Origin of the sequence: Providencia sp. PROV197 (assembly GCF_028479625.1) — a bacterium.
Lineage (GTDB): Bacteria > Pseudomonadota > Gammaproteobacteria > Enterobacterales > Enterobacteriaceae > Providencia > Providencia vermicola.
Genome location: NZ_JAMPNZ010000014.1, coordinates 120,266 through 134,401 on the forward strand (window position 1 = coordinate 120,266; position 14,136 = coordinate 134,401).

Here is a 14,136-nt window from a genome sequence, read left to right on the forward strand (position 1 = left end):
TTGATATGGATTTTAGATTGAATGATGAGCAGGAGCTGTTTGTCGCAGGGATCCGTGAACTGATGGCCAGTGAAAACTGGGAAAGCTACTTCGCACAATGCGACCGCGACAGCCAATACCCTGAACGCTTTGTCAAAGCGTTAGCGGATATGGAAATCGATAACCTGCTGATTCCAGAAGAGCATGGTGGTTTAGATGCAGGGTTTATCACCGTTGCTGCGGTGTGGATGGAACTGGGGCGTTTAGGTGCGCCAACATACGTGCTGTATCAACTGCCGGGTGGTTTCAATACCGTACTGCGTGAAGGGACGCAAGAACAGATTGATAAAATCATGGCGTTCCGCGGCACGGGGAAACAAATGTGGAACTCAGCCATTACTGAGCCGGGCGCGGGTTCTGACGTGGGTAGCCTGCAAACTACTTATCAGCGCCGTAACGGTAAAGTTTACCTGAACGGAAGCAAATGTTTTATCACCAGTAGCGCCTATACGCCATACATTGTGGTGATGAGTCGCGATGCAGATTCGCCAGATAAACCCGTCTTTACTGAGTGGTTCTTGGATATGAGCAAACCAGGTATCAAGGTTAACAAACTTGAAAAGCTGGGCCTGCGCATGGATAGCTGCTGTGAAATTACTTTTGATAACGTCGAACTGGATGAAAAAGACATGTTCGGTCGCGAAGGAAACGGCTTTAACCGCGTAAAAGAAGAGTTTGACCATGAACGTTTCTTAGTGGCGCTAACTAACTACGGTACAGCGATGTGTGCATTTGAAGATGCGGCGCGTTATGCCAACCAACGCGTTCAATTCGGCGAAGCAATCGGTCGTTATCAATTAATTCAAGAAAAATTTGCACATATGGCGATCAAGCTCAATTCAATGCGCAACATGTTATACGAAACTGCATGGAAGAGTGATAACGGGCTGATCACCTCAGGTGATGCAGCAATGTGTAAATACTTCTGTGCAAATGCCGCATTCGAAGTGGTGGACTCTGCGATGCAAGTACTGGGTGGCGTTGGTATCGCGGGTGAACATCGGATCGCACGTTTCTGGCGCGACCTGCGTGTTGACCGCGTATCGGGTGGTTCAGATGAAATGCAAATACTGACACTAGGCCGCAGTGTACTGAAACAGTACCGCTAATGACGTAACCGTCGTGGATTGACCCTTTGATCATGGTTAGAGGGTCAACCGAGTTTCACAGGAGAATCGAACATGGCAGCGCATTTACCTATGCCTGAATTTGGCCCGCTTTCTGGGGTTAAAGTCGTATTTTCAGGAATTGAAATTGCAGGCCCATTCGCGGGGCAAATGTTTGCGGAATGGGGGGCAGAAGTTATTTGGATTGAGAACGTGGCATGGGCAGACACTATTCGTGTCCAGCCAAATTACCCGCAGCTATCGCGACGTAATTTACGGGCGCTCTCATTGAATATCTTTAAGGATGAAGGACGAGAAGCATTTCTTAAGTTAATGGAAACGACGGATATATTTATAGAAGCGAGTAAAGGCCCTGCTTTTGCCCGCCGAGGGATCACGGATGAAGTGCTGTGGGAGCACAATCCAAAATTGGTTATCGCTCACTTATCGGGCTTTGGCCAGTATGGCGACCCGCAATATACCAATCTTGCTGCATATAACACCATTGCTCAAGCCTTCAGTGGCTACCTGATTCAAAACGGTGATAAAGACCAACCAATGCCCGCTTTCCCATATACGGCAGACTATTTCTCGGGTATGACCGCCACAACTGCGGCATTAGCTGCGTTATATAAAGCGCGCGAAACAGGGAAAGGGGAAAGCATCGACGTGGCAATGTATGAAGTGATGCTGCGTATGGGGCAATACTTCATGATGGATTATTTCAATGGTGGTGAAGTTTGCCCACGTATGACCAAAGGGAAAGACCCGTACTATGCAGGTTGCGGCCTGTATAGCTGTAACGATGGTTATATTGTCATGGAAATTGTCGGTATCACGCAAATCCAAGAAATTTTCAAAGATATTGGTCTCGCACATTTATTGGGTACTCCTGAGATCCCAGAAGGTACACAACTGATTCACCGTGTTGAATGCCCATATGGGCCACTCGTTGAGGAAAAATTAGATGAGTGGTTAGGCGCACGTTCCATCGAAGAGGTACTTGCAAGGTTAGCTGAGCTGAATATTGCGAGCGCTAAAGTGTTAACCATTCCTGAGTTAGAAACTAACCCACAATATATTGCCCGTGAATCCATCACCAGTTGGCAAACCATGGATGGGGAAACCTGTCGTGGCCCAAATGTGATGCCAAAATTCAAAAACAATCCAGGACAAATCTGGCGTGGTATGCCATCTCACGGTATGGACACCACTGAAATACTAAAAAACATTGGCTACAACGAAAATGATATTCGGGAGCTGGTCGATAAAGGGCTAGCGAAAATTGTTGAGTAATTAAGTGATTATTCAGGTCAATCTTTCCTGTTGGCCTGAATGTTCATTGGGGAAATAGAGGGAAAACAATTAATGGATGTAATCGGTAGACAAAATTTGCGTCAAATGTGGGACGACCTTGCGTTAACTCACCAAGACAATAAGGCGCTTATCTTTGAGTCTTGCGATGGAAATATTCGTGAATTCAGCTATTTAGAAATGAATGAGCAAATCAATCGCACAGCGAATCTCTTTTTAGCCTATGGCATTCAAAAAGGGGATAAAGTTGCCTTACATCTGGATAATTGCCCTGAATTTTTCTTTTGCTGGTTTGGTTTAGCGAAAATCGGCGCAATTATGGTGCCCATCAACGCACGGTATAAATATAACGAAAGCGCGTGGATTATGCAGAACTGCCAACCTCGTATGGTAGTGACTTGCACCGTATTTTTAGATATTTATCAACGTGTTTTGGCGGATGAAAGCACTTGTCTTGAACATGTTTTTTTAATTGCAGATACACCCGTCCGACAACAAGATGGCATTTCGGACTTTTTATCAGAACAAGCGGCTCAGCCAGCGGCGCTCACACAAATTGTTGAGCTCAGTGTGAGCGATACTGCGGAAATCTTATTTACCTCAGGAACAACGTCAAAGCCTAAAGGGGTGATTATCACCCACTATAATTTACGTTTTGCGGGGTACTACTCTTCATGGCAAAACGCGTTACGTGCCGATGATGTGTATTTAACGGTGATGCCTGCTTTCCACATTGACTGTCAATGTACGGCATCGATGGCAGCTTTCTCCGTTGGTGCAACGTTTGTCTTAATCGAAAAATACAGTGCGCGGCGTTTTTGGCAGCAAATTGTTAGGCATCGTGCCACTGTGACTGAGTTAATCCCAATGATGATCCGAACGTTATTAAGCCAACCGCTGGCGGATAACGAAAAAGAGCATTGCCTGCGAGAAGCCATGTTTTATCTCAATTTAAGCGATGAAGAAAAAGAGCAATTTATGGCACGTTTTGGCGTGAAACGCTTTTTAACTTCTTATGGTATGACCGAAACGATAGTGGGGTTGATTGGGGACAGACCTGGTGATATCCGCCGCTGGCCATCAATTGGCCGCCCTGGTTTTTGTTACCAAGCGCAAATTCGGGATAAAAACAACCAACCCGTTGAAACAGGAGTGATTGGCGAACTGTGTGTTAAAGGTGAGCGCGGTAAAACGCTGTTTAAAGCGTATTACAACAACCCCGAGGCTACAGAAAAAGCCTTTGATGGCGCAGGTTGGATGCATACAGGGGACTTCGCTTACCAAGACGAAGACGGCTTTTTCTATTTTGTTGATAGAAGCAGCAATATGATCAAACGCGGTGGTGAGAACGTCTCTTGTAGTGAAATCGAAAATATCATTGCCTCACACCCTGCCATTGTGGATGTAGCGGTCATTGGTGTTGCGGATGATATACGTGACGAAGCCATTAAGGCGTTTATTGTGCTGGAAGAAGGGGAAACCTTAACGCAGGAGGAGTTCTTTGCCTTTTGTGAAAAACAAATGGCGAAATTTAAAGTACCAACGTGTGTTGAAGTGCGCAAAGATTTACCGCGAAATTGTTCTGGGAAAGTACTGAAAAAACATCTGCAATAATCGGATCATTCTATTAATTCTGAGGATACCTCTGTTTATTACTTAAAACAGAGGTATCCCCCTATGATGACGAAAGGATTGCACTATGAGTGAATCATTAAAAATTACCCGTAATGGCTCCATTTTGGAAATCGTACTCGATAGGCCTAAAGCGAATGCGATAGATGCAAAAACCAGTTTCAAAATGGGTGAAGTTTTTCTTAACTTTCGAGATGACCCATCTTTAAGAGTCGCCATTATTACAGGGGCAGGGGAACGTTTTTTCTCTGCAGGATGGGATCTAAAATCCGCTGCGGAAGGTGAAGCCCCTGATGCGGATTTTGGTCCAGGTGGCTTTGCTGGGTTGACTGAGATTTTTAATCTTAATAAACCCGTGATTGCGGCGGTTAACGGTTATGCATTTGGTGGCGGTTTCGAACTCGCATTGGCGGCAGATATGATTATTTGTTCAGAAAATGCCAGTTTTGCGTTGCCAGAAGCCCAATTAGGGATTGTTCCAGACAGTGGCGGTGTTTTACGTCTGCCAAAAATAGTGCCTGCACCTATCGTGAATGAAATGGTAATGACAGGCAGGCGCATGGATGCTCAAGAAGCATTGCGTTGGGGCGTTGCGAATGATGTGGTGCCTATTGAAAAATTGATGGATAGAGCCCGTGAGCTGGCAGAGCAAATCACGCAAAGCGCACCATTAGCGGTTGCGGCATTAAAAGAAATTTTCCGTGCTACTGGGGAGTTGACCGTCGAAGAGGGTTACAAACTGATGCGCAGTGGGGTATTAACCAATTACCCAGCGGTTTTACACTCTGAAGATGCGACAGAAGGGCCGTTAGCGTTTGCAGAGAAACGTTCTCCAAGTTGGAAAGGCCGATAATCTAGCCACCTGAGAGGTCAATTGTGAGCTTCTATTCATTTGAAGGCGTAAGGCCCGTGGTACACCCAACGGCGTATGTTCATCCTTCCGCGGTCGTGATTGGTGATGTAATTATCAAAGAAGGAGTATTTGTTGGGCCGAATGCGTCACTCAGAGGGGATTATGGGCGCTTAGTGATTGAAAAAGGGGCCAATATTCAAGATTGCTGCATTATGCACGGTTACAGTGATGTAGAAACGATTGTGCGGGAGTGCGGGCATATTGGTCATGGCGCTATTTTACACGGGTGTATCATTGGCCGCGATGCTTTAGTCGGAATGAATAGCGTCATCATGGATGGCGCCGTGATTGGTGAGGAAAGCATTGTTGCTGCAATGAGTTTTGTTAAAGCTGGTTTTCAAGGCGAACCACGGCAAATGTTAGTGGGGAGCCCCGCACGATTTCTTCGTCAGGTTAAGGATGAAGAACTACATTGGAAGCAATTGAATACAAAAGAGTACCAGGATCTTGCTGGGCGCTATCTTGTTGGGTTAGAAGAGACTAAGCCCCTCACTGAAATTGAAATTAATCGACCAAAACTATTTGGTACCACAGAAGTGAAGCCTAAAGGGCAATAGGTATTGGTCGGAAATAAAAAAAACGCGGGTTTAAAACCTGCGTTTTTTTATTGATATAACATATTAACTAGCGGCGCTGTGCTTTGGATAACATCCATTGCCATTTCTGTTCTCTATTCAGTTCACTTGGTGGCATTGAAGCCGCTTTCACGGGGGAATCTATGGTGACTTTTTCCGATTGGTGGTTTCTTAAACGAGAATAAAGTTGGTTATCAATTTTACTCACTTTAATTAAACGCTGGCATTGGCACCCACGACCCGATAGTTTATTCGGGATCATTTTAACTTCACATTGGATCTCAGCCACATCCGATAGAATATAAGAAACAATATTAACAGCATTAGGATGCGGAATATCGAAATTGTTAGATATTTCTCTGGCGGTTGTCCAACGACCTTGCTTCATTACCCAATGTGCTATGGATAAATACAAGGGTTCGTTAATATATTGTCCACACATAAGCGCTCCCAAATCTAATTATTAAAATTGAATAAATAAAGAGAAACTATATGTAAATTGTAGTTGGAATAATGTTATTTATCTCCCGTAATAAATTAAAGGAAAATAATTAATTATTAAAGCCTGGTTAAAATTGTTAAAATAATATATTTGTTATTGATTTATTTTACTTTGCTTTTAGATAGTTAAGTAATTTATAACGAATATAAGTCAGAGCCTAAATTGCGCAGTCATACAGTGACAAGGTTCATAATAATAGATTTAAAAATAATTTGCATGTGTTTATTTTTGAAAATTACATTCAAGGTAATAATTTTGTTTATATTCTATTTTTGGGTGAAGAGATAAACATTGTTGTTTATTATCTGATTATATTTGGTTTTTTTATTGAAAGGGATGTTATTAAACTAAGGGGAATATGTAAATGTTGTTATTTTAGATAACTATTTTTATAACAAATTAATCTAATACTCAATTAATGCGTATTTGAAAGAAAATGAGAGTCATTACACGAAATAATGACTCTCATTTAATAAAAGGTTATTTATTCAGGTAGCTTGTGATTGAATTAACAATGCCTTTGGCATTTAATCCAAGATCGGCAATCAGCTCTTCTTGGCTACCTTGGGAGATAAAGTAGTCTGGCAAGCCAAGGTTTAATACAGGAATTATTTTCTTTTCATGCATTAAAAACTCGTTCACGCCACTCCCTGCGCCACCCATGATGGCATTTTCTTCGAGTGTCACTAACATATCATGGCTATTTGCCATCTCGAGGATCAATGCTTCATCCAAGGGTTTCACAAAGCGCATATCCACAACGGTCGCATTTAATTGCTCTGCGGCTTCAAGCGCGTGGCTGAGTAAGGTCCCGAAGCACAGAATAGCCACTTTTTCACCTTGGCGGCGGATGACTCCTTTACCAATAGGTAATGGTGCTAAAGGCTGGAGTTCAGCCCCTGTACCCGTACCACGAGGGTAACGGACAGCACTTGGACCATCGTTATAGTGGTAGCCAGTGTGTAGCATCTGGCGGCACTCATTTTCATCACTAGGGGCCATGATAACCATGGTTGGTATACAGCGCAGGAATGAAATATCAAAAGACCCTTGGTGAGTTTGCCCATCGGCACCTACGATCCCTGCGCGATCAATTGCAAACATCACGGGGACTTTTTGGATTGCTACATCATGAATAACTTGGTCATAGCCACGTTGCAAGAACGTTGAATAGATAGCGACAATTGGTTTATAACCACCAATCGCTAAACCTGCAGCAAAGGTTACAGCGTGTTGCTCAGCGATAGCGACGTCGAAGTATTGGTCTGGAAATTCTTTTGAAAAACGCACCATACCAGAGCCTTCACGCATGGCTGGCGTGATAGCCATTAATTTGCCATCATCTTTTGCTTCGTCACACAACCAATCACCAAAAATTTTGGAGAATGTTGGGCCAGTTTCTTTGCTTTTCGGTAACGTAAAGGTACTTGGGTCAAATTTAGGTACTGCATGCCAGCTAATTGGGTCTTTTTCCGCAGGCTCATAACCGCGGCCTTTTTTGGTCATGATGTGCAGAAATTGTGGCCCTTTTAAGTCACGCATATTTTTCAATGTTTGGGTGAGTGCAACAACATCGTGCCCATCGACAGGGCCAATATAGTTGAAACCAAGCTCTTCAAACATTGTACCAGGCACCACCATACCTTTGATGTGTTCTTCGGTTTTCTTCAGTAATTCTTTAATCGGTGGCATGTTAGAGAACACTTTTTTGCCACTTTCGCGTAATGTGGTGTACAGCTTGCCAGAAAGTAAGTGCGCCAAATGGTTATTGAGCGCGCCAACATTTTCTGAAATCGACATTTCGTTGTCGTTGAGGATAACCAGCATATCTGGCGCGGCATCTCCTGCGTGGTTCATGGCTTCAAATGCCATCCCTGCCGTGATTGCACCATCGCCAATGACACACACGGTTTTACGGTTTTGTTTCTCTTTTTCTGCCGCAATGGCCATACCTAAACCAGCACTAATGGATGTTGAGGAATGGCCAACGCTTAAAATGTCATACTCACTTTCACCACGCCATGGAAATGGATGTAACCCATTCTTTTGACGAATAGTATCAATACGGTCACGGCGTCCCGTTAAGATTTTATGGGGATACGCTTGGTGGCCGACATCCCAAACTAGGTTATCAAAGGGGGTTTTGTAGACATAATGCAAGGCAACAGTCAGTTCTACTGCACCAAGACCAGAGGCAAAGTGACCGCTAGAGCGACCCACGCTACTCAGTAAAAATTGTCTGAGTTCATCACAAAGCTTAGGTAAGCTTTCTTTGGGCTGCAGACGAAGCTCATCAGGCGTCTCAGCCAATGCTAGCGTTGGATATTTAGCGATATCAATACTCATTAGGTGCTCACTTATAATTAATCAAAAATACCCATCCTATTTTCAGCGACAGTAAAGGGCTGTATTTTCTTACGCTAGACATACATAAAAATCGATGTTTCGCGATTTGTTCTATTAGCCACTGACCCATCACATCAAATAGTTAAGGTAAAGCCCGTTTTACAGCTTAAACTACATCGGGTAATCAATGCCGTAATTATCAGTCTTCTTAATGCCTAAAGGCAAAGCATATTGTCAGCTTTTACGCTCAATAATAAAATTAGCTAAAGCACTTAGCATCTCTATATTATACCCATGGGATTGGATCGTCTCTAAAGCGTCTATTGCATCATGATATAGCTCACGCGCTTTTTTCTGTGCAGCCTCAAGGCCGAGTAGCGATGGGTAAGTACTCTTTTCATGTTCAGCATCCGCGCCTTGGCGCTTACCCGTTACCGCACTATCCCCAATGACGTCTAGGATATCGTCTTGAACTTGAAAGGCAAGTCCAATGGATTCAGCATATTTATCTAAGGCTGGTAACAATTGATGGCCTTTATCGCCAGCGGCATATGCCCCAAGACGAATCGCTGCACGAATGAGCGCACCAGTTTTATGTTGATGAATACGTTCTAATGAAGCAAGGTCAACATGTTTGCCTTCTGCATCTAAATCAAGGGCTTGGCCACCACACATTCCTGCTAGGCCACTGGCGTAAGCTAGTTCAGCTATCATCGCGATACGGTCTTTATCAGAAATATCAGGCATTTTCGCTGAAGCAAGTAACTGAAACGCGAGGGTTTGTAAGGCATCACCCGCTAAAACGGCATTACCTTCACCATACTTGATATGGCAAGTCGGCTGGCCGCGACGTAAATCATCATCGTCCATAGCGGGTAAATCATCATGAATCAATGAATAAGCATGAATACATTCAACTGCTGAGGCGGGGGCATCAAGGTTTTCTTCACTGACACCCAGCATGGAACCGACTGCATAGGTTAGAAAGGGGCGTAAACGTTTCCCACCTAATAATGCACCGTAACGCATTGCATTGGCTAATGGCAGTTCTGCAAAAGGCAGTGCATTTAGCGTATCTAATAGGTATTGGTTAACTCTGTCGTAGGCATGTTTTTGTTGCAGTGCAAAGCTATCTGGAAGTTGTTCAGACATAATTTATTCAGTTTCAGGTGAAAAATCGGCAAGGGGTTTATTTTCATCATCGCTAAGCAATATTTGTACGCGTTGTTCGGCCTGTTGCAGTACTTTTTGACCTTGTTTGGCGATTTGGACACCACGCTCGAATTCATTGAGCGCATCTTCTAGTGGAAGATCGCCAGATTCGAGGCGAGCAACAATTTGCTCCAGCTCTTGAAGTGAGTTTTCGAAACTAACAGTTGGAACTTGCTGAGATTTTTCTTTAGCCATGTTATTTAGCCACTAATGTTAAATCAATATATTTGGAGTATTTTAAATATTTAGCAGACTAACGCAGTCTTGCTACGGTTACAATTTATTATTGGTGTTTTTAGATTCAGTCCGCAAGATAGTGTTATAATACGCCTCTTTATTGACAATTGGTAACGTGTACATGTGTCACTGTGAGATACATTCGTTAGCCCCAACAACCATGAACATGCAGCTATTATGAAGTTTATCATTAAGTTATTCCCAGAAATTACCATTAAAAGCCAAACTGTTAGGCTACGTTTTATTAAAATTTTGACCAGTAATATCCGTAACGTGCTTAAGTCACTTGGCGAAGAAATTTCGGTTGTCCGTAATTGGGATAACATAGAAGTGCGTGTGAAAGGGGAAACGAAGCATGACGAAATTTGTGACATGCTCGGTCGTATTCCAGGTATTCACCATATTCTTGAAGTTGAAGAAAAACCGTTTACCAGTTTGCACCATATCTTTGAAATGGCCCACGAAGCTTACGGCCCATCATTGGAAAATAAAACCTTCTGTGTGCGTGTAAAGCGCCGCGGTAAACATGAGTTTTCATCTATTGAAGCTGAGCGCTACATTGGCGGTGGGTTAAATCAACACATTGCTTCTGCGAAAGTGAAGCTTAAAGACCCTGATACCACCGTACATTTAGAAATTGAAGATGACAAACTCATCCTAGTGAAAGCGCGTATTGAAGGGATCGGTGGTTTCCCAATTGGTACTCAAGAAGATGTTTTATCGTTAATTTCAGGCGGTTTTGACTCAGGCGTTTCCAGCTACATGCTAATGCGCCGTGGCTGTCGCGTGCACTATTGTTTCTTTAATTTAGGCGGCGCAGCCCATGAAATTGGTGTGAAACAAATTGCGCACTATTTATGGAACCGTTTTGGGAGCTCCCATAAAGTGCGCTTTATTGCCGTTAACTTTGAACCTGTCGTCGCAGAAATTTTAGAAAAAGTCGACGATGGCCAAATGGGTGTTGTATTAAAACGTATGATGGTGCGTGCGGCGTCGAAAGTTGCAGAGCGTTATGGTGTGCAAGCGATTGTGACGGGGGAAGCACTTGGGCAAGTTTCTAGCCAAACCTTAACAAACTTACGTTTGATTGATAATGCGTCTGATACGTTAATATTAAGACCGCTGATTTCCCATGACAAAGAGCACATTATCAAATTAGCTCGTCAAATTGGGACGGAAGATTTTGCGAAAACCATGCCAGAATATTGTGGTGTGATTTCGAAAAGCCCAACAGTGAAAGCGGTAAAAGCACGGATCGAAGCGGAAGAAGCTAATTTTGACTTTTGTATTTTAGAGTCTGTTGTTGAGCAGGCACAAAATATCGATATTCGCCAAATCGCACAAGAAAGTCTAGAGAAAGTCCCTGAAATTGAAATGGTCAGTGAGCTTTCAGTGGAAAATGAAGTGATTGTGGATATCCGCTCTATTGATGAGTTCGAAGATAAACCTTTGAAAGTTGAAGGTATGGAAATCAAACATATTCCATTCTACAAACTCAGCACACAATTTGGTGACTTACCAAAAGATAAAACCTATCTATTATATTGTGACCGTGGGGTGATGAGCCGTTTACAGGCGTTGTACCTCAAAGAACAAGGGTTTGATAATATTAAGGTTTACCGCCCATAATCGAGACAGGGTGCTTGTATCATCCAAAACTTATCAAAGAGAAATGTGGGGGAGATAACCCCCCCACAAGACTACTTACCGCACGATAAAGTAGCTTGAACCAGAGTATTTCCGCTACTGATGCTTAACGAGCACAATCTTTCTTGCATCATGCCTGAAAAACTCAATACCGTAAGACACACGGTAATTAACCCTACAAGGGCAATTTTGGCCATTCCTCTTGACTCCTTTTCTAAAAGGAGACAGAATCAAACTGTTAGGTTTTTGAGACTGCCTCGGAGGCTTTCGTCTTTTTGGCTCTGGCAAATGCTTGAACCAAAATGATCCAAGCACCCGTCGCAATCATAACAAAAAGCCGTGAGCTTCAAAGGCTTTTTCAGTCATTATCTGTAAAATAAATCATTTTAATTCAGTGTGTTAATTGATTTTCAACCAATTATTCATGGTGGGTATGAATAGAGGGTTTATCTTCCAAATAGTCGTTGATTCCATTCGGTAAAACCAATCACCTCGGGGTATTTTGGTGGCGATAATTAGACAGGGTGCTTGTACCACAAACCGACAATAGAAAGAGAAATGTGGGGGAGATAACCCCCCCACAAGACTACTTACCGCACGATAAAGTAGCTTGAACCAGAGTATTTCCACTACTGATGCTTAACGAACACAATCTTTCTTGCATCATGCCTGAAAAACTCAATACCGTAAGACACACGGTAATTAACCCTACAAGGGCAATTTTGGCCATTCCTCTTGACTCCTTTTCTAAAAGGAGACAGAATCAAACTGTTTGGGTTTTGAGACTGCCTCGGATTAAGATTAACATCTAAATTCGGGGCTTTCGTCTTTTTGGCTCTGGCAAATGCTTGAACCAAAATGATCCAAGCACCCGTCGCAATCATAACAAAAAGCCGTGAGCTTCAAAGGCTTTTTCAGTCATTATCTGTAAAATAAATCATTTTAATTCAGTGTTTTAATTGATTCTTAACCAATTATTCATGGTGAGTATGAGTGGAGGGTTTATCTTCCAAATAGTCGTTGATTCCATTCGGTAAAACAAGCTGCCCAGCAACGATTCCTGCGATTTCTCGACCAACTAATAATTCAATTAGTTTTAATGCAAAATCAAAGGACGTAGCGGGCCCTTGGCTGGTCAACAAATTGACGCGTTCATCAAAGTAAACTCGCCGATCAACCCATTTACTCGCAGGAATTTTATCTTTCATCGACGGATAGCAGGTCATATTACCAAGGGGAAATAGTTGGTGGTGTTCTAATACAATGGCAGGGGCAGCACAGATTGCTGCAACAATGTTACCGTCCAGATGCATACGGCGAACTTTTTCAACGACTAATGGGCTATCACGAAATGTTTCAGCGCCTTGGATGCCGCCAGGTAGAACGATAGCGTCAAAAGGTTCATCAGCCACTTTAATTAATGGGATGTCTGCGACGATTTTCATACCCCGTGAGGCGGTGATTTGCAGGGAGCCGTCTTCATTAGCACTAGCAAGAGTGACTTGAATGCCTGCTCTGACTAATAAATCCGCAGTAGTGACAATTTCAATCTCTTCACTACCATGGGTGATGCAAATTAGAACGGAAGTCGTCATATTGTTGTTCTCTATTTTTGACTAAATGATATAAACGGTCATTTTCAGGGGTATTTAGGCCATGAGCTCGGGCTTGTTTGATTAAAAATCCCGTGATGTAATCAATCTCTGTGCGACGATTATTGCGAATATCCTGTAACATGGACGAGTAGTTATTAGCGGTATTTTGAATAATGCCATTAATATACTCAGTCAGTTCTGTTTTATCGGTGTGTAACCCTTCTGCTGCCATAACGTGGCAGATTTCATCAATAACCCGTGAAATTTGCTCTGTGTGGTAAGTTAATTCACCATTTTTACAATTATGTTCTACCGTGAGAGGGTTGATAGCACAATTAGCGATCAGTTTTCGCCAACAGGTGGTCAAAATCTGATTGTGCCAAGCAACGTCAGGAAGTGCTTCATGTAGGATATCTGCAATAGGGTAATAAGCTTGTGCTTGTGAATTGATTGCCCCAATATGTGTCATTCCGTGAGCAACATGAAATACTTGGTTGTTTTCTTGCCAAGCCGCATGGGTTGTCACACCTGCTAAAACGGGGTGTCGCAAAGGTGCTAGCTCTTCTATTGTCCCCATTCCATTATGGAGGAGTAAAATGGGTGTTTTTTCAGGAATATTGCCAAGTAGAGGCAATAAGGCATCGGAAACTTGCCATGCTTTTAAGCAGACAATCACCAGTTCACTGGTTTGTAGATGATTGATATTATTACAAGGAATGAGTTCGCGAAAAGTACGTCCACCAGGTTCATTCACATCGACAAACAAATCGGGCTGAGCCACACGCAGCCAGCCTTGAGTATCATGGCCTTGTAAGGTGAGGCCAGCAAGCCAAAGCTTACCGATAGCACCACAACCGATCAGGGTTATTTTCATAGTGTCCCTCTGAAATATGTGCTCTGACACCTTGTCATCTCTGACATTGGCTATCTGACCAAGTATATACCTTAGTGTGCGTTAATTATAGCGTAAGGAAGGAGAGAGCCCTGATAACTTGAAGTGCAGTGGCTAAAAACGTTA

The 14,136-nt window shown here is 43.0% G+C and carries 14 protein-coding genes; 6 read left to right on the top strand and 8 right to left on the bottom strand.

Features of this window, described 5'->3' with window-relative positions; all coding sequences use genetic code 11:
- Window positions 1–5 precede the first annotated feature (5 nt).
- From caiA to caiE, 5 genes are all read left to right on the top strand, one after another.
- A complete protein-coding gene (caiA, locus tag PR808_RS07050; RefSeq protein ID WP_102139025.1) occupies window positions 6–1,148 on the top strand; it encodes a crotonobetainyl-CoA dehydrogenase in 1,143 nt (380 codons plus the stop codon).
- Between the two features lie 72 nt (window positions 1,149–1,220).
- Window positions 1,221–2,441: an L-carnitine CoA-transferase gene (caiB, locus tag PR808_RS07055; RefSeq protein WP_206084579.1), complete on the top strand. Its 1,221-nt coding sequence runs from the start codon at window positions 1,221–1,223 to the stop codon at window positions 2,439–2,441.
- A 72-nt stretch (window positions 2,442–2,513) separates the two neighbouring features.
- Window positions 2,514–4,073 (top strand): crotonobetaine/carnitine-CoA ligase, encoded by a 1,560-nt coding sequence (gene caiC / locus PR808_RS07060; RefSeq protein WP_272538993.1) that lies wholly within the window; start codon window positions 2,514–2,516, stop codon window positions 4,071–4,073.
- An 85-nt stretch (window positions 4,074–4,158) separates the two neighbouring features.
- The gene (caiD, locus tag PR808_RS07065; RefSeq protein WP_206084581.1) at window positions 4,159–4,944 is read left to right on the top strand and encodes a crotonobetainyl-CoA hydratase; all 786 of its coding nucleotides are present in this window, start codon (window positions 4,159–4,161) and stop codon (window positions 4,942–4,944) included.
- Between the two features lie 23 nt (window positions 4,945–4,967).
- Window positions 4,968–5,561, top strand: a complete 594-nt coding sequence (gene caiE / locus PR808_RS07070) for a carnitine operon protein CaiE (protein WP_272538994.1) — start codon at window positions 4,968–4,970, stop codon at window positions 5,559–5,561.
- 67 nt (window positions 5,562–5,628) lie between these two features.
- On the opposite strand, the gene caiF is transcribed toward caiE, so the two are convergent.
- From caiF to xseB, 4 genes are all read right to left on the bottom strand, one after another.
- Window positions 5,629–6,021 carry a carnitine metabolism transcriptional regulator CaiF gene (gene caiF, locus PR808_RS07075; protein WP_206084583.1) on the bottom strand — a complete coding sequence of 131 codons (393 nt, stop codon included), beginning with the start codon at window positions 6,019–6,021 and terminating at the stop codon, window positions 5,629–5,631.
- Window positions 6,022–6,561: 540 nt separating this feature from the next.
- A complete protein-coding gene (gene dxs, locus PR808_RS07080; RefSeq protein ID WP_272538995.1) occupies window positions 6,562–8,427 on the bottom strand; it encodes a 1-deoxy-D-xylulose-5-phosphate synthase in 1,866 nt (621 codons plus the stop codon).
- A 234-nt stretch (window positions 8,428–8,661) separates the two neighbouring features.
- A complete protein-coding gene (gene ispA, locus PR808_RS07085; protein WP_206084585.1) occupies window positions 8,662–9,579 on the bottom strand; it encodes a (2E,6E)-farnesyl diphosphate synthase in 918 nt (305 codons plus the stop codon).
- 3 nt (window positions 9,580–9,582) lie between these two features.
- On the bottom strand, window positions 9,583–9,834 hold the full coding sequence (xseB, locus tag PR808_RS07090) for an exodeoxyribonuclease VII small subunit (protein WP_206084586.1): 252 nt from the start codon (window positions 9,832–9,834) through the stop codon (window positions 9,583–9,585).
- Between the two features lie 219 nt (window positions 9,835–10,053).
- Here xseB and thiI point away from each other — a divergent pair, with 219 nt between their 5' ends.
- Window positions 10,054–11,505, top strand: coding sequence for a tRNA uracil 4-sulfurtransferase ThiI (thiI, locus tag PR808_RS07095; RefSeq protein ID WP_206084587.1), 1,452 nt, complete (start codon window positions 10,054–10,056; stop codon window positions 11,503–11,505).
- 71 nt (window positions 11,506–11,576) lie between these two features.
- Here the strand turns inward: thiI and PR808_RS07100 are convergent, their stop codons facing one another.
- From PR808_RS07100 to panE, 4 genes are all read right to left on the bottom strand, one after another.
- Window positions 11,577–11,720 carry a Hok/Gef family protein gene (locus tag PR808_RS07100; protein WP_206084588.1) on the bottom strand — a complete coding sequence of 48 codons (144 nt, stop codon included), beginning with the start codon at window positions 11,718–11,720 and terminating at the stop codon, window positions 11,577–11,579.
- 389 nt (window positions 11,721–12,109) lie between these two features.
- Window positions 12,110–12,253 (bottom strand): Hok/Gef family protein, encoded by a 144-nt coding sequence (locus tag PR808_RS07105; protein WP_206084588.1) that lies wholly within the window; start codon window positions 12,251–12,253, stop codon window positions 12,110–12,112.
- A gap of 244 nt (window positions 12,254–12,497) precedes the next feature.
- Window positions 12,498–13,118, bottom strand: coding sequence for a protein deglycase YajL (gene yajL / locus PR808_RS07110; protein WP_206084589.1), 621 nt, complete (start codon window positions 13,116–13,118; stop codon window positions 12,498–12,500).
- Complete coding sequence (panE, locus tag PR808_RS07115) at window positions 13,081–13,992, bottom strand: 2-dehydropantoate 2-reductase (RefSeq protein ID WP_206084590.1); 912 nt, start codon at window positions 13,990–13,992, stop codon at window positions 13,081–13,083. The genes yajL and panE overlap by 38 nt, the downstream gene beginning before the upstream one ends.
- Window positions 13,993–14,136 lie beyond the last annotated feature (144 nt).